Here is a 15,370-nt window from a genome sequence, read left to right on the forward strand (position 1 = left end):
GAATGACCGCGGGGTACGCCGTCGCGCCGGAGATTTGCCTGCGTAAGCAGGTTCCGCTGCGCCACTTCCGGCAGTTGTGCGGGCCCAGGTCCCGCGAACTCTTCCTGGTCGAACCGGAGCCGATCGTCGGCACCGACGACCGGGAATTACTGGCGACCGCGCTCGGCGCGACGCTGTATGTGCCCGCCACCCGCCCCGATCTGGCCGCCACGATCAGCAGACGGGCGGCGCGCGGCGTCTGCTCGATGGTGATCGACCTCGAGGACGCCGTCGCCGACCACCAGGTGGAGGCCGCCAAGCAGCACGCGGTGGCGACGCTGGATCTGCTCGCGCGCAGCGAGGAACCGAACCCGATGCTGTTCGTCCGGGTGCGTGATCCGCAGACCGTCACCGAGCTGGTCGGTGCGCTCGGGCCGGGCGCCGAGGTGCTCACCGGGTTCGTCTTCCCCAAGTTCGACGCCGTCACCGGGCCCGCCTACCTGGCCGCCCTCGACGACGCCCGGCGCACGCTGGACCGCCCGATCTACGGCATGCCGGTGCTCGAATCGGCGAACCTGGTGCACCGCCAGACCCGCGACGAGCAGCTCTCGCGGATCGCCGAGCTGCTCGCCGAACACCGCGACCAGCTGCTCGCGGTGCGCATCGGCGCCACCGACATGTGCTCGACCTTCGGCATCCGCCGCGACCGCGATCTCACGATCTACGACGTGCGCGTGGTCGCCGACGTGATCGCCGACATCGTGAACTACCTGGGCCGCGCCGACGGCACCGGATTCATCATCACCGGACCGGTGTGGGAGTACTTCGCCGATCACGAGCGGATGTTCCGGCCGCTGCTGCGGACCGCGCCGTTCGAGGAGTCCGACGCGGTGCCGTTCCGGCAGTACCTGGTCAGCCGCGATCTCGACGGCCTGCTGCGCGAGATCACCCTGGACCGCGCCAACGGCATCCAGGGCAAGACGGTGATCCACCCGTCGCACGTGGCGGCGGTGCACGCGCTGTCGGTGGTGACGCACGAGGAGTACGCCGACGCGCTGCACATCATGGAGGCCGACGTCGGCGGCGTCGCGGCCTCGGAGTACCGCAACAAGATGAACGAGATGCGCCCGCACCGCAGTTGGGCCCGCCAGACGCTGGTCCGGGCTCGCGCGTTCGGGGTCGCGAACAAGGGAGTGTCCTTCGTGGATTTGCTGACAGCGATGATCGCCGAATGAGCACGTTCGGCCTCGATCTCGAAACACCGTGGGCGACCGCGAATCTGGGCATCGAGCTGCGGCACGGCGAGTCGTTCGCCGCGTCGGCGGCCGAGGACGCGCTGCCGGGCGAACTCTCGATCGCCGCGCTGGTGCAGCCGGGCCTGCGCCGCAATCCGCGCCGGGCGCACCTGCTGGTGTCGACCGTGCTCGGCAAGCATCTGCCCACCGACCCGCGCGTGGTGATCGGCGCGGGCAACCGGCTCGGTGACCTCGTGCGCGCGGTGCTCGGCGACCGCGAACCCGTCGTGCTCGGCTTCGCCGAGACCGCGACGGGTCTCGGCCACTGTGTGGCGGCGCGGATCGGCGCCGGCTGCTACCTGCATTCCACCCGTCGCGAGGTCGAGCGGGCCACCACGCTGACCGGGTTCGAGGAGGGGCATTCGCACGCCACCTCGCACCTGCTCCAGCCCGCGCCCGCCGACATCTTCGTCAACGACCTGCCGCTGGTGCTGGTCGACGACGAGATCTCCACCGGCGACACCGCCATCGACGCCGTGCGCGCCCTGCACGCGTTCGCGCCGCGCTCGCACTACGTGCTCGCCTCGCTGGTCGACATGCGCACCGCCGACGACCGCGCCAAGTTCGAGGCGTTCGCCGCCGAACTCGGCGCCCGCATCGACACCGTGTGCCTGGCGGCGGGCCGCACCGAGCTGCCCGACGGCCTGATCGAGACCGTCACCGCGCTGCCGGAACCGCAGCTCAATCCGACAGCGGCCCAGCGCGGTTCGTCGGGCCGGATCGAATTGTCCTGGCCCGCCGATGTTCCCGAAGGCGGACGGCACGGCATCCTGAATTCCGATGTCGCCGCGTTCGACCTCGCGCTGACGGCGGCCACCGGGCAGGTGCGGGCGCGCCTCGACGCCGAGTTCGCCGGTCGTCCGGTGATCGTGCTCGGGCACGAGGAACTGATGTACCTGCCGCTGCGGCTGGCGGCCGAGCTGGCGGACGCGGGGACGCCGACCCGCTTCCAGACCACCACGCGCTCACCGGCCTACGTGCTCGACGAGCCCGGCTACCCGCTGCGACGCGGCTTCCGGTTCCACGCGCCGGAACCCGACGCGACCGCAGCGCGCTACCTGTACAACGCGCACTGGCCCGATGGCGCGGTGCCGCCGGTCCTGCTGGTCGTCCTCGATCCGCCCGCCGATACGCCCGAACTCGTGGCGGCGGGCGGTCTGGTCGACGTGCTGACCGCCGCGGGCGCCGATGTCCTGGTCGCCGTCCTCCCCGGTGCCGACCCGCGCGCACTGCATACGACGCGCACGTCGGTGCGCCCGGTGGGGGTGGAGGCGGCCGGGTCCGAGCAGACCCCCGACGCGGATACCCTCCCGCGACCGTTGCGCGGACCCGACTTCGGCTCCTACGCCGCCGACGAGGTGTCGTGGCTGATCAAGGATCTCTCCGGCGCCGACCTGGAAGCCGATGTCGCCGAGCGCGAACGGCGGATCCAGGCGGGTGTCGCCCACTACGCGGAATCGCTGCCCGTCGAATACCAGCCCGACGCCGAGTACCGGGAGCTGTTCGACCGGGTGCTCGCCGAGAGCGCGGAGCGGCTGGCGCTCGCGGTGGCGACGGTGGCCGAGCTGGTCGTCGCCGAGCGTGGCGAGGACATCGTGCTGGTGTCGCTGGCCAGGGCGGGTACGCCGGTCGGTGTGCTCATGCGGCGGTGGCTGGCCAGTGGTGTCGGCAGGCCGAGTCTGACCGTGCCGCACTACGCGGTGTCGATCGTGCGCGATCGCGGCATCGACGCGGTGGCGCTGGATTACCTGGCCCGGCACCATGATCCGGCCTCGATCGTGTTCGTCGACGGCTGGACCGGCAAGGGCGCCATCACCAAGGAGCTCACCGAGGCGCTCGACGCCTATCACGCCGCCGGTGGCGCCCGGTTCGACGACGAGCTGGTCGTGCTCGCCGATCCGGGCAACTCGGTGCGCACCTACGGCACCCGCGACGATTTCCTGATCGCCTCCGCGTGCCTGAATTCCACGGTGTCCGGCCTGGTCTCGCGCACCGTCCTCAACGACACCCTGATCGGCCCCGGCGAGTTCCACGGCGCGAAGTTCTATCGCGAACTCGCCGACGTCGATGTCTCGAACCAGCTGCTCGACGCGGTGACGGCCGCCTTCGGCGCCGTGCGCGATCAGGTGCCCGCCGCGGTCGCCGCGATCCAGGCCTCCGACCGCACGCCCGACTGGTCGGGCTGGGCTTCGGTGGAGCGGGTGCGGGCCGAATACGGTGTGGCGACAGTGAATTTCGTGAAGCCGGGGGTCGGTGAGACGACCCGCGTGCTGCTGCGCCGGGTACCGTGGCGGGTGCTGGTTCGCGAAGCCGATGCTCCCGAGCACGCCCACATCCGCCTGCTCGCGGCCGCGCGCAATGTCCCGGTGGAGGTGGTCCCCGACCTGGCCTACAGCTGCATGGGCCTGATCAAGGAGCTGGATCAGTGACCGCCGACGCGTTGTTCGCCACCGACCTCGATCGCACGATGATCTACTCGCGCAACGGGTTCGGCGGCGCCGACGCGGTGGCGAAGCTGTGTGTGGAGTATTACGAGGGCGAACCGCTGTCGTACATGACCACCACCGCTGTGACCCTGCTGGCCGAATTGGCCGCCCGCGCCCCGGTGATCCCGACGACGACCCGCACGATCGAGCAGTTCCAGCGGATCGACCTGCCGGGCGCGCCGTGGCGCTACGCCATCACCAGCAACGGCGGCAACATCCTGGTCGACGGCCTGCCCGACCCGACCTGGCGTGCCGGGATCGATGACAAGGTGCGCGCGTCCGGTGCCACCCTCGCCGAGATCGGCGCCGAATGGCGTTCCCGCATCGACGATTCCTGGGTCACCAAGTACCGGGAGGCCGACGGGCTGTTCTGCTACCTGGTGGTTCGCCCCGAGGCGGTGCCCACCGGCTTCCTCGCCGAATGGGACGCCTGGTGCCGCGCGCGCGGCTGGTCGGCCTCGCAGCAGGGCCGCAAGATCTACACGATGCCGGACGCGGTCTGCAAGAGCCTGGCCGTCGCCGAGGTTCGTCGCAGGCTGACCGACGCCGGTGCGTTGAGCACGGGCGCGACGCTGTTCACCGCGGGCGACGGTGCGCTGGACGCGCCGATGCTGGCCGCGGCCGACGCCGCGATTCGGCCACGGCACGGCGAGCTGGAGGAGCTGGACTTCACGGCGTCGAACCTCACGGTGACCACGACCGCGGGAATTCTCGCCGGGGTGGAGATCCTGGAGTGGTTCCACGCCGCGTTCGAACGCTCGGCGCTGGCCGCCGATCCGGTCTGAGACGCGAAAACCCGGGTGCCGCAGCGGCACCCGGGTCTCGTCGACGCTAGGACTCGGGGAACAGGCCCTTCGCCAGCACCGGCCAGGAGGTCTTGAGATCGTCCTGCCAGTAGCCCCACGAGTGGGTGCCGGTATCGCGGTAGACGAAGGTGCCGGGGATGCCCAGCTGATCCAGCCGCGACTGCAGGTTGTGCGAGGACACGAAGATCGCGCCCTCGATCAGCGCGCCGAGCGCGACCGTCTTGGGGGTGTCGGCGGGCTTCTCCATCCGGAACGGGCCGCCCGGCTGATCGTGGATGCCGGGGATGCCGGTGCCGGTGGAGACGAAAAGATGGGTGCCGCGCAGCTTCTCGGCGTTCACCAGCGGGTCGTTGGCCACCCACAGCGGTCCGCCGACCGGGCCCCACATGTTCTCGGCGTCGCCGCCGCCGTACAGCTCGACGGTCAGTTTCACCGCCTGCTGGCCCGCCGGATCGCTGACCTGGGTGAGCCCGCTGTACACCGCGGCGCTGCGGAACAGGCCGGGCTTGGCGATCGCCAGGTTCAGGACGGGAATGCCCGACATCGACAGGCCCGCGATGGCATTGACGCCGTTGGTGCCCAGCGCCGCGTCGATCAGCGGCGGCAGTTCCTCGGCGATGTAGGTCTGCCACTTGTTCACGCCGAGCACCGGATCGGGGTTGATCCAGTCGGTGTAGAACGTCCACGCGCCGCCGATGATCTGGACGACGTTGACGTCCTTGTCGGCCAGGAAGCTCAGCGCGTCGGTGCGCAGCTGCCAGGAGGCGCGGTCGACGCCGCCGCCCGCGCCGTTGAGCAGGTACAGCGCGGGCTTGGGGACGGAGGTGTCGGCCGGGCGCTGGATGTCGACCGGGAAGGTCTTGTCCATCGCCGCGGAGTGCACGTACAGGCGCAGGTGCCGGGCGTCGGTGACCTCCATCTTCTCGATGAAGGAACCGTTGGGCGCGGTCACCGCGTCGATGTCGACGCCGGGTGCGGTGGCGGGCGCCGCCGTCGCCGGGATGCCGGTGATGATCGACGCGGTGACGGCGCACAGTGCCGCCGCCACGATCCGTCGGATGCTGCGACGCTGCACTGCGCCCACTCCTCTGATCGAGCTCGTGCCGACCCGTTCTCTCGGCGGTGCCCACCGTAGCGGCCGGGCAGGACCCGCCGTCAGGTTTTGGCGCGTTCTCGTTTCAGAATTGCGGGAGTGGACTCAGTAGTGCTGCTGCTGGCCCTGCAGCTGCTGGGCGATCACGCCCTGGATGCGCTGCAATCCACCGACGGTGATGCCGCTCTGGAGCTGGCCCTCGATCGTCCGGACCAGGGCCTGGTCGCTCATCACCTTCTCCGACGACTGGATCAGCACGGTGCCGGCTCCGGTGAAGTCGAACTGGCGCTCCTCGCCCGAGTTCGCGCCCATCCTGGCCGCGCCCGCCGCCAGGAAGCTGCCGATCCAGCCCTGGTCGAAATGGTGGCTGGGGGAGGGGCAGTCGGCCCAGCCGACCAGCGCCTCGGGGTCGACCCGCAGCGGCGGCTCGGCGAACATCACCGGGCCGTTGGAGGAGGCCAGGAACTTGCCGGTGCCGATCAGGGTGAGGAACCCGGGCACGATCGACTGCTTGAGCGCCAGACCCGGCTCGAAGGCGAGCAGGTTGGCGCCCCGGATGGTGAGGTTGCCGTCCTCGAGGTCGTAGGAATTGATGTCGTAGCCGCGGTCGCCGATGATCAGCTTGCCGTGGCCCTCGGCCACCACGTAGTCACCGGCGAACAGCGGCGCGGAGAACTGGCTGCTCACCATGTGCATCATGTTGCCCTGCAGGCCGTGGGTGAGCATCTGGAACTGGATCTGGCCGTAGTAGGCGATCATCGCGCCCTTGCGCATGAACCACGGGCCGGTCAGATCGATGCAGTAGGCGTAGCTGTTGCCCGGAATGTTGTCGCTGGCACCGAGAGTCATCGGGGAATGGATCTGGCTCATCGGCTCACAACTTCTCTTCGGAGGCCTGCACGAATACGACACCCTGTCCGTGGCAATGCAACTGCATCGCCTCGCCCGCGCCACGGCCGACCGCGTCGCGCCAGCTCATCGCCGACTTCAGCTCGGTCTGCACATTGCCGTACGCCGCCACGAACGCCTGCGGGTCGACGATCACCGGATTCGGCCCGCCCACTTGCAGTTCCAGGAACCCACCGTGCGCGAGCAGCACCGCGGCGCCCTGGCCGCTGAGCTGGGTGGTGAACATGCCCTGGCCGGTCACGACACCCGCCGCCGCGCCACGCAGCGCGCCCATCAGGCCGCCGCCACCGCCACCGCCGCCACCACCGGAACTGGCCACCGAGACCACCGAGGACTGCAGCCCCGCGGTGTTGGCCAGCAGGCGCGACGCCTCGACCCGCAGCACCGCGCCCTGCTGCATCTGCACCACGTGCACCTCGAGCCCGGCGAATCCGTAATGGACGGTGCCGTTTCCACGCGCGAGCATGGTGCGCTCGTGCTCGCCCGCCATCATCGCGCCCGCCATCCGCATCAGGCCGCCGCCGCCCATGCCGGGACCGGCGCCGGGGATCTGGTGCGGCGCGAACGCGACCTGGCCCTGGTAGAACAGCATCGCGCCGGTCCGGGCGACGACGCCGCCCGCCTGGCCGACGTCGACCTTGACGACCTTGCCGTTGATCTTCTCGAACATCGCCGTTGCCTACCGTTCCGCCGGCTGGATCAGCACGACACCCTGGCCGTCCCACCGCAGCGAGAAGGCCTCGCCCGCGTCCTGGCCGACCATGGTGCGCCAGGAGACATCGGTGACGAAGGACTGGTTGAGGTTGCCGCGGGCCGCGACGAACGCGTCCGGGTCCACGATCAGCGGATACTGCGGCGAGACCTCGAGATGGATGAGCGGGCCGCCCGCCGACAGCAGCGCCACCTGGCCCTGCCCGCTGACGGTGGTGGTGAACAGGCCGCTGCCCGCCGACATCCCGCCGACGCCGGCGAAGCGCACGTCGGTGCGCAGATTGCCCGCGAAGGCGAGCAACTGCTGCGACTCGACCTGCAGCGTGTCGTTGTTCAGGTCGACCACGGTGACGTTCTGGCCGTTCACCGCGAAGAAGACGCGGCCGTTGCCGGTGCATTCCATCAGCGACAGCTTCTCGCCGGTGGCGCGGCGCTTGAGGCCGGACAGCACGCCCTCGCCCCCGCCGAACCCGGCCGACTTGAACTGCACATTGCCTTCGTAGGCGACCATCGAGCCGGAGATCGCGCGGATACTGGTCCCCGCGAGGTGGGCCTCGATCACCTTCTTCGATTGTTCGAACAGCTGCGCCATGACGGCCCTGGGGTCCCCTCTGAACAGGCGGGTGGAATGCCCGATACGTACTGCGTGGACACCCTAACCGATCGATCGGGCACGCGCCGTGGCTGCGGAGCGCGGACGCTCGTCGCCGCTTTCTCGTAGAGTGGCAGACGACCGCACCGACAAGCGAAGGGTCGAACTTGTCTGCAACACTCGCCAAGGGCCAGAACGGTCCACTGGCCGTCAGTGACGTGGTGATCTCGCTCCAGCTCACGGCACCGGCCGATCTGTCCGCGCTGCTCGTGACCGAGCAGGGCAAGGTCCGCACGGATGCCGACTTCGTCTTCTACAACCAGCCGAGCGGGCCCGGTGTCGACCTGCGCCCCGGACCGGCGGGTCAGGCGGCCTCCCTTGCGGTTTCGCTGCCCGCGGTGCCCGCCGACATCGACCAGATCCGCGCGGTCATCACCCTCGACGACGCGAACAGCAACTTCGGCCGGTTCGCCCCGCCCACCGCGATCGTCTCCGACGCCGCCGGTAACCAGCTGTTCGAGTACCGGATCGACGGGCTCGCCGCCGAGTCGATCGTGATCGCGCTGGAGCTGTACCGCCGTCAAGGCAGCTGGAAGGTCCGCGCGGTCGGCCAGGGCTACGCCGGTGGCTTCGCCGCGCTGGTCACCGATCACGGTGTGCAGGTGGACGATTCGCCCGCGCCCGCCGCCGCGCCGCAGCAGGCCCCGCCGCCGCAGCAGGCCGCCCCGCAGCAGGCTCCGCCGCCGCCCGCCTACCCGGCGCAGGCCGCGCCGAGCTACCCGCCGCAGCAGGCCCCCGCCTACGCGCCGCCCGGTGGTGGCTACCCGCCGCCGCCCGGCCCGGCGCAGCAGCCGCCCGGCGCGGGGTACCCGCCGCCGCCCGGTCCCGGCCCCGGCTACCCGCCGCCCGCGCAGGCCGCGCCGCTGCAGCAGCCGGCCGGTGAGGTCAGCCTGAGCAAGGATCGCCCGGTCAGCCTGCAGAAGGGGCAGCGCGTCACGCTCCGCAAGGAGGGCGGCGCCGCGCTCACCTTCGTCAAGATGGGCCTCGGCTGGGACCCGGTGCGCACCCGCGGCATGTTCGGCAACCGCACCGTCGACATCGACCTCGACGCCTCGGTCTGCCTGTTCGCCGACAACAACCTCGTCGACGTCGCCTACTACGGCCAGCTGTCGTCCAAGGACGGCTCGGTGCGCCACCAGGGCGACAACCTGACCGGTGAGGGCGAGGGCGACGACGAGATGATCCTGGTCGACCTCACCAGGATTCCCGCGCACATCTCCACGCTGCTGTTCATCGTCACCTCGTACAAGGGGCACACCTTCGAGCAGGTGCAGAACGCGTTCTGCCGCTTGATCGACGGCGCCAACAACGGCGAGCTCGCCCGCTACACCCTCGCGGGCGGCATGCCGTTCACGGCGATGGCGATGGCCAAGGTGTACCGGGTCGGCGCCGACTGGAAGATGCAAGCGCTGGGTGAGGGCTTCCAGGCCAAGCATCCCGGCGAAGCCGTGCCGCAGCTCGGCCGGTTCCTCGGCAGAGAGTGAAATATTGATTCACCTGAAGGCGGGGCAGAACATCGCGCTGTCCGCCGGCACCGTGCGCTTCACCGCGCAGACCACCGGCACCGTCGAACTCGGCGCGCTGGTGGTGGACGAGAACCTGCGGGTGCGCGACGAGCACGATCACGTGTGCGCGTCGCGCACCTCGGCTCCCGGCGTCACCTTCACCGGTGGCGCGGTGGACCTGGCGCTGACGCAGGTCAGGTCGGACGCGAACGCCGTGCTGCTCTACGTCAGCGCCGGGCACGTGCTCGGCGGCGTCACCGCGACGCTGGCCGAGAACGGTACGCCCACCGCCGAATTCGTGATCGCGCCGACCGCGGGGGAGAGCGCGCTGATCTGCCTCGAGGTGTACCGGCGCGGTGGCGGCTGGAAGCTGCGCGCACTGGGTCAGGGGTACGACGGCGGGGCGGCGCAGCTGCTGCCCGCGCACGGCGTGCCCGCCCCGGTGACCCCGCGCGCGACCGCGCCGACCGAGACGGTCGAGCGGCCCGCCGCCCCCGCCTCGCCCGGGGTGCCGCTGGAGGTCGACCACGGCCTGCAGCGGATGTGGATGATCTTCGAGGACGCGGCCCGCTCGGCGGCCGCCCTGCTCTCCGCTCGCGACTACGCCGCGAACCGGCTGGATCAGGAACTGTCCGACGCGGTGTCGAACCCGGCCACCCGCAACACCCCGGCCGCCGACGCCGCGCGCACCGCCGCGCAGCGCCGTCACGACGAGCTGGTCGGGGTCGCCGACGGTAACCATCGGCGCGACAGCGACCAGCTCGGTCGCGAGATCGCCGAGGCCGACGCGGTGATGCCCGCCGCGCTGGCGTCCTGGCTGGCCCCGGCCTGGACGACGAAAGCCGTACGCAGCGACGGCATCCGGCTCGGTGAGCTCTACGCCCTCGATCGCGGCGCGCTGCGCGTGCCGTATTGCGTTCCGGTGCCGCTGAATCGGCCGCTGTGGGTCGACACCGAATCCAGCGCCGCCGCGTCCCGCGTGGTCGGCGCCCTGGTGGCCCGGCTGGTCGCGGCGCAGCCGGACAAGCTGACCCGGGTCGACCTGATCGACCTCACCGGCGGTCTGCGCGGCCTCGCCGCGCCGCTCGCGCCGCTGCTCGCCGGACCGGTGATCGGCGATCACGCCGACATCCCCGCGCGCCTCGGTGAACTCGCGCACGCGGCCGAACTCGCCGAGATCGCTTACAACAGTGGCCAAGCCGTGCCGCCCGCCGAGCACCGGATTCTCGTCGCGGCCGACTTCCCGCACGGCTACCAGGCCGCCGACGTGGTGCGCCTCGGCCAGCTGATGGTGCGCGGCGACCTGATCGGGCTGTCGCTGGTGATCGTCGGCAGCGGTTCCGGCGACTTCGGTGACGGGCCGCTCACGCTGCTCTCGCAATCGTGCAGGCACCTGCCCACGGTGCCGGGTACCCCGCTGTTCGATCCGTGGACCGGCAACGCCTGGGAACTCGACCTGGACATGCTCCCGGCCGAACCCGAACTCCAGGCGCGCTACCTGCGGATGTAGCCGGTCACTCGACCATCGCGGCGGGCCGCGAACTGGTGCACGCCTGCCGGGGGCGCAGGAACTCCGGCAGCCACGGCAGCAGCGGATCGGGGGCGCGGTCCAGCACGCCGCCCGCCGGATCGTCGACGAAGTCGCGGCGCACCAGGTCGTCCTGCGGGCGCAGGATCTCGTGCACGACCAGCGCGCACAGGCCGAGGACGGCGAGATCGCGCAGCACCACGGTGCCGGTGAACCACTGCTCGGGCAGGCCCTTGGCGTCCTCGCCGAGGTAGTAGTACATCCGGGGCACCCAGACGAGCGCGTCGATCGTCATCCAGGCCAGCAGGATTCGCCGATGCGGCAGCGCGAGCACGGCCAGCGGGACCAGCCACAGCGAGTACTGCGGGCTCCACACCTTGTTCGTCAGCAGGAAGGCCGCGACGACCAGGAAGCACAGCTGGGCCACGCGCGGACGGCGGGCCGCCGTGAGCGCCAGATAGGCGATGCCAGCGCAGGCGAGCAGGAACAGCAGCAGCGAGACGGTGTTGAGCACCGTCGGCGGTTCGCCGTGCGCGAGCTCACCGTCGAACCCGCCCCAGCCGGTGAACGAGGTGATCACGTTGTAGATCGAGTCCGGGTCGGCGTGCCGGGTGGTGTTGAGCCGGAAGAACTCCCGCCAGCCGTCCGGGTACAGCACGGCGATCGGCAGGTTCACCGCGATCCAGGTCCCGGCCGCGGCGAGGATGGCCAGCACGGCCGCGCCGACCGGGCGCAGCGCGAACAGATGGGTCCTGGCCGGGGTCTCCCGGATCCAGGTGCGGGCGCTGTCGATGCTGTCGACGTCGCGCAGGCGCAGCCCCGCGCGGGCGGCGGGCTGGCGCTGCATCGGGTCGGCGCGCAGGCACAGCACCAGGATCGGGCCGAGCAGCAGCAGCGGATACAGTTTCGCGGCGCCGCCGAGACCGAGCAGCACGCCGGCCAGGACCGGCTTGCGCCGCGCCCAGGCCAGCAGGCCGGTGGCCGCGAAAGCCGTTGCCAGCGCGTCGAAGTTGGTGAACGCGTGCACGATCACCAACGGCGACACCGCGATCAGCGCCGCGTCCCAGACCCGCCGCCCGGCTAGTCGCGACGACGCCCACACGGTGATCAGCCAGCCCACCGACAGCCCGAGCGCGACGACGTTGAAATACACCACCACCGACAGCGCGCCCGGCAGCGGCAGGTGGTCCCAGACGTTGCCGAGCTGCATCGCCACGTACTGGTACAGGCCCGAAAGCACCGGATACTCCATGTATCTGGTCTCGGTGCCGCCGTCGGGCGTGGACTCGGTCCAGGACTTCTTGTAGGGGAACGCGCCCTCGTTGAGCCGTTCGGCGCCGTAGAGCGGCACTGTGTCCGAGTAGCACATGGCCACGTACTGACGGCCGTTGTTCCAGTCGAGCATCAGCCCGCCCGCGCCGTCGGAGGTCTGCTGGATGCAGCCCGCCTTCGCCGTCCAGCCGAGGGCGAGGAACACCACGGTGAAGGCGAACATCACCCGCAGCGGCGTCCAGAACCGCACCCGGCCGATCAGCGCGTGATCGCCGACCGGGCCGCCGATCACGGTCGACAGCTGCGCGGTCAGCGAATCGTTGCGGCTGGGCCGGTCTCGCGCGTCGATCGAGCGCAGATCGGGGGCCAGCTGGGCGGGCGCGACGTACTGCACCTCGCGGCCCGGCCGGGTACCACTCGACGCCGGCTGGTCCGCGAGTTGCTGATCGGTCACGACATCCGAGGCTACCGGGATCTGGTCGGCGTGGTTCCCCCGCCGCCCTCGGTGCTGTTGGCGCCGGCGCCCGGCCGGGTGCTGTTGCTGTTGCCGTTGGTCGGCGGGGAGCCGTCCGCGGGCGCGGTCGGCTGACCCGGCAGCGGGCCGGTGGTCGTCTCCGGGGTCTGCTGCGAGGGCTGCTGACCGGCGGGCTGCTGCACGCCGGGCACCGGGATCCGGATGCCGGGCAGGATCTCGACCTGCGAGGGCACGATCACCGGCGGGGCGAGCGTCGGCGCGGTGGTCGACGGCGCGGTGTAGGGCGCCGACCATTCCGGCACGCCCGCCTGGCCCTTGATCGGGGCGGGCTTGGGGAACGACTCGTTCGACGTGCCGGACAGCGCGCCGTCCATCGTCGCCTTCCAGATGTCGGAGGGCAGGCCGGAACCGTAGATGCTGCCGCCGCCGTAGTTGCGCAGCGGATCGCCCTGCTCGGTGCCGACCCAGACCGCGGTCGACAGCGACGGGGTGTAACCGACCATCCAGGCGTCGCGGTTGTTGCCGGTGTCACCGAGCTGGTGGGTACCGGTCTTGGAGGCCGACTCGCGGCCGCCCGCCAGGTTGTGGTTGCGCGAGTACGCCGCGATCGGCTTCATCGCCGCGGTGACGTTGTCGGCCACCGCCGCGCTCACCCGCTGCTCACCGGCGGGCTCGCCGCGATCGAGCAGCACCTGACCGTCGGCGGTCACGACCCGCTGCACGAAGTGCGGGGCGTGGTACATGCCCGAGGCCGCCAGCGTGGCGTAGGCCGACGCCATGTCCAGCGGCCGCGACTGGTACTGGCCGAGGATGATGCCGTTGTTCGGGCCTGCGCCGTTGGGCTCGGTCAGGGTCTTTCCGATACCGGGCAGCTCCTCGGGGATACCGAGCTTGTGACCCATGTCGGCGACCTTCTGCGGGCCGTTCTGCATGTCCAGCTGCATCCGGTAGAAGCTGGTGTTCAGCGACCGCTTGAGCGCCTCGGCGATGGTGCACATGCCGCAGGACTCGCCCTCGACATTGCCGATCTGGATGCCGTTGACGGTGATCGGCGAGCTGTCGTACAGCTGCGAGAGCGGGATGCCCAGCTCGAGGTTCGCGGCCAGGCCGATCACCTTGAACGAGGAGCCCGTCGGCAGGCCGGCGTTGGCGAAGTCGAAGCCCTGGCCGTCCTCACCGCCGTAGTAGGCGCGCACCGCGCCGGTGCGCGGGTCGACCGAGACCACCGCGGTACGCAGATTCTCCGGCTCGCCCTGCAGCTTGGACTGCGCGGCGTTGACCGCGGCCGCCTGCGCCTTGGGGTCGATCGTGGTGGTGATCTGCAGGCCCTCGGTGTTGAGCTGCTGCTCGCTGATGCCCGCCGCGGACAGCTCCTTGAGCACCTGGTTCTTCACCAGGCCGCCCGGACCCTCGTCCTGGTCGCCTTCGTTGAGCGAGGCCAGCGTGACCACCTGCGGGTACTGCATCGAGGCCCGCTCGGTCGCGTTCAGGTTGTTGCCGCTGACCATGCCGTCGAGCACGTAGTTCCAGCGGGTCTTGGCGCCCTCGGGGTTCTTCTCCGGGTCGAGCAGCGAGGGCAGCTGGATGGTCGCGGCCAGCACGGCGCCCTCGGCCACGGTCAGCTCCTGCACCGGCTTGCCGAAGTAGGACTTCGCCGCCGCGTCGATGCCGTACGCGCCACGACCGAAGTAGATGGTGTTCAGGTAGGCGGCGAGGATGTCTTCCTTGCTCCACTGGCGGGCCATCTTGGCCGAGATCACCAGCTCGTGCATCTTTCGGGTCATCGAGCGCTCGTCACCGACCAGCGCGTTCTTCACGTACTGCTGGGTGATCGTGGAGCCACCGCCGGCGCTTTCCTTGCCGAGGATGTTGTCGCGGGCGGCGCGGGCGAAGCCCGACACCGAGAAGCCCGGGTTGGTGTAGAAGTCGCGGTCCTCGGCCGCGATCACGGCATTGCGCACGTGCGGCGGGATCTGATCGATCGAGACCTCGGTGCGGTTGCCCTGCGGCGGGACCACCTTGCTGATCTCGGTGGAGCCGTCGTTGGCGTAGATCATCGCGACCTGGTTGGTTTCCAGATCGCCCGGCTTGGGTACCGAAACCGTGGTGTAGGCGACGAGGAACACCGCGCTCGGTACGACGATCGCGAGCGCCATCAGGACGTACATGGTCCGGCGAATGGCCCGCCACGGCATTTTCCTCACCGAACCACCCTTACCGGAGCCGTCGTCGCCCCCGCCACCATCGCGGCGGTTGCGTGGCCCACTCGGCGGTGGGGTGCCGCCGGCACCGGTGGCGCGGCGTTCGCCGGTGGTCGGCCCACCGGGGCGGCGACCGGCGCCGGGGCGCGCGGTCGTGGCCGAGGCACCCGTTCGGGGGCCCCGGTTCAGGTCGTCACGGACAGGCCTGCCGCCGTCGGGATGACTCGCCCGGCTGGTCGACTCGTCGTGCCCGGGACGCGGAAGCTTCTGGGTGGCGCCGGCCGCGGGCGGCCCGGCGGGGCGACCCGGCTGCCCGGGCCTGCCCTGCGGCGGCCTGCCCTGGTTGGGTCCACCCTGGTTCGGTCCGCCCTGCGGGCCCCCGGGGCGCTGCTGCGGCGGCCCGGGACGACGCGGCGGCATGCCGCCCGGCGGCGGTGCCTGCCGGTTCGGCGGCGGTC

At 70.9% G+C, this 15,370-nt stretch carries 11 protein-coding genes; 5 read left to right on the forward strand and 6 right to left on the reverse strand.

What is annotated here, in order from left to right:
• Positions 1–2 precede the first annotated feature (2 nt).
• From AB0H54_RS01395 to AB0H54_RS01405, 3 genes are read left to right on the forward strand one after another with little or no spacing between them, the layout of a single operon-like run.
• Positions 3–1,214, forward strand: coding sequence for an HpcH/HpaI aldolase/citrate lyase family protein (locus tag AB0H54_RS01395; protein ID WP_355275134.1), 1,212 nt, complete (start codon positions 3–5; stop codon positions 1,212–1,214).
• Entirely contained in the window at positions 1,211–3,703 is a 2,493-nt protein-coding gene (locus AB0H54_RS01400; RefSeq protein WP_357342009.1) for a phosphoribosyltransferase, read from the forward strand. The genes AB0H54_RS01395 and AB0H54_RS01400 overlap by 4 nt, the downstream gene beginning before the upstream one ends.
• A 38-nt stretch (positions 3,704–3,741) precedes the next feature.
• Positions 3,742–4,545 (forward strand): HAD family hydrolase, encoded by an 804-nt coding sequence (locus AB0H54_RS01405; protein WP_357344139.1) that lies wholly within the window; start codon positions 3,742–3,744, stop codon positions 4,543–4,545.
• Positions 4,546–4,591: 46 nt separating this feature from the next.
• Here the strand turns inward: AB0H54_RS01405 and AB0H54_RS01410 are convergent, their stop codons facing one another.
• From AB0H54_RS01410 to AB0H54_RS01425, 4 genes are all read right to left on the reverse strand, one after another.
• Positions 4,592–5,641 carry an alpha/beta hydrolase family protein gene (locus AB0H54_RS01410; protein ID WP_355275131.1) on the reverse strand — a complete coding sequence of 350 codons (1,050 nt, stop codon included), beginning with the start codon at positions 5,639–5,641 and terminating at the stop codon, positions 4,592–4,594.
• Positions 5,642–5,764: 123 nt separating this feature from the next.
• The gene (locus tag AB0H54_RS01415; protein WP_355275129.1) at positions 5,765–6,529 is read right to left on the reverse strand and encodes an AIM24 family protein; all 765 of its coding nucleotides are present in this window, start codon (positions 6,527–6,529) and stop codon (positions 5,765–5,767) included.
• A 4-nt stretch (positions 6,530–6,533) separates the two neighbouring features.
• The gene (locus AB0H54_RS01420; protein WP_357342010.1) at positions 6,534–7,238 is read right to left on the reverse strand and encodes an AIM24 family protein; all 705 of its coding nucleotides are present in this window, start codon (positions 7,236–7,238) and stop codon (positions 6,534–6,536) included.
• 9 nt (positions 7,239–7,247) lie between these two features.
• Positions 7,248–7,871, reverse strand: a complete 624-nt coding sequence (locus AB0H54_RS01425; RefSeq protein WP_355275125.1) for an AIM24 family protein — start codon at positions 7,869–7,871, stop codon at positions 7,248–7,250.
• 167 nt (positions 7,872–8,038) lie between these two features.
• On the opposite strand from AB0H54_RS01425, the gene AB0H54_RS01430 reads away from it, so the two are divergent.
• Together AB0H54_RS01430 and AB0H54_RS01435 are read left to right on the forward strand one after the other, a co-directional pair.
• Positions 8,039–9,415 (forward strand): TerD family protein, encoded by a 1,377-nt coding sequence (locus AB0H54_RS01430; protein ID WP_357342011.1) that lies wholly within the window; start codon positions 8,039–8,041, stop codon positions 9,413–9,415.
• Positions 9,416–9,419: 4 nt separating this feature from the next.
• A complete protein-coding gene (locus AB0H54_RS01435; protein WP_357342012.1) occupies positions 9,420–10,946 on the forward strand; it encodes a TerD family protein in 1,527 nt (508 codons plus the stop codon).
• A 4-nt stretch (positions 10,947–10,950) separates the two neighbouring features.
• On the opposite strand, the gene AB0H54_RS01440 is transcribed toward AB0H54_RS01435, so the two are convergent.
• Both AB0H54_RS01440 and AB0H54_RS01445 read right to left on the reverse strand, forming a co-directional pair.
• Positions 10,951–12,630 carry a glycosyltransferase 87 family protein gene (locus AB0H54_RS01440; RefSeq protein WP_357344141.1) on the reverse strand — a complete coding sequence of 560 codons (1,680 nt, stop codon included), beginning with the start codon at positions 12,628–12,630 and terminating at the stop codon, positions 10,951–10,953.
• Between the two features lie 71 nt (positions 12,631–12,701).
• The gene (locus tag AB0H54_RS01445; protein ID WP_357344143.1) at positions 12,702–14,906 is read right to left on the reverse strand and encodes a transglycosylase domain-containing protein; all 2,205 of its coding nucleotides are present in this window, start codon (positions 14,904–14,906) and stop codon (positions 12,702–12,704) included.
• Positions 14,907–15,370: the final 464 nt, after the last annotated feature.

The sequence above is a fragment of the Nocardia sp. NPDC050718 genome (assembly GCF_040654235.1).
Classification (GTDB): Bacteria; Actinomycetota; Actinomycetes; order Mycobacteriales; family Mycobacteriaceae; genus Nocardia.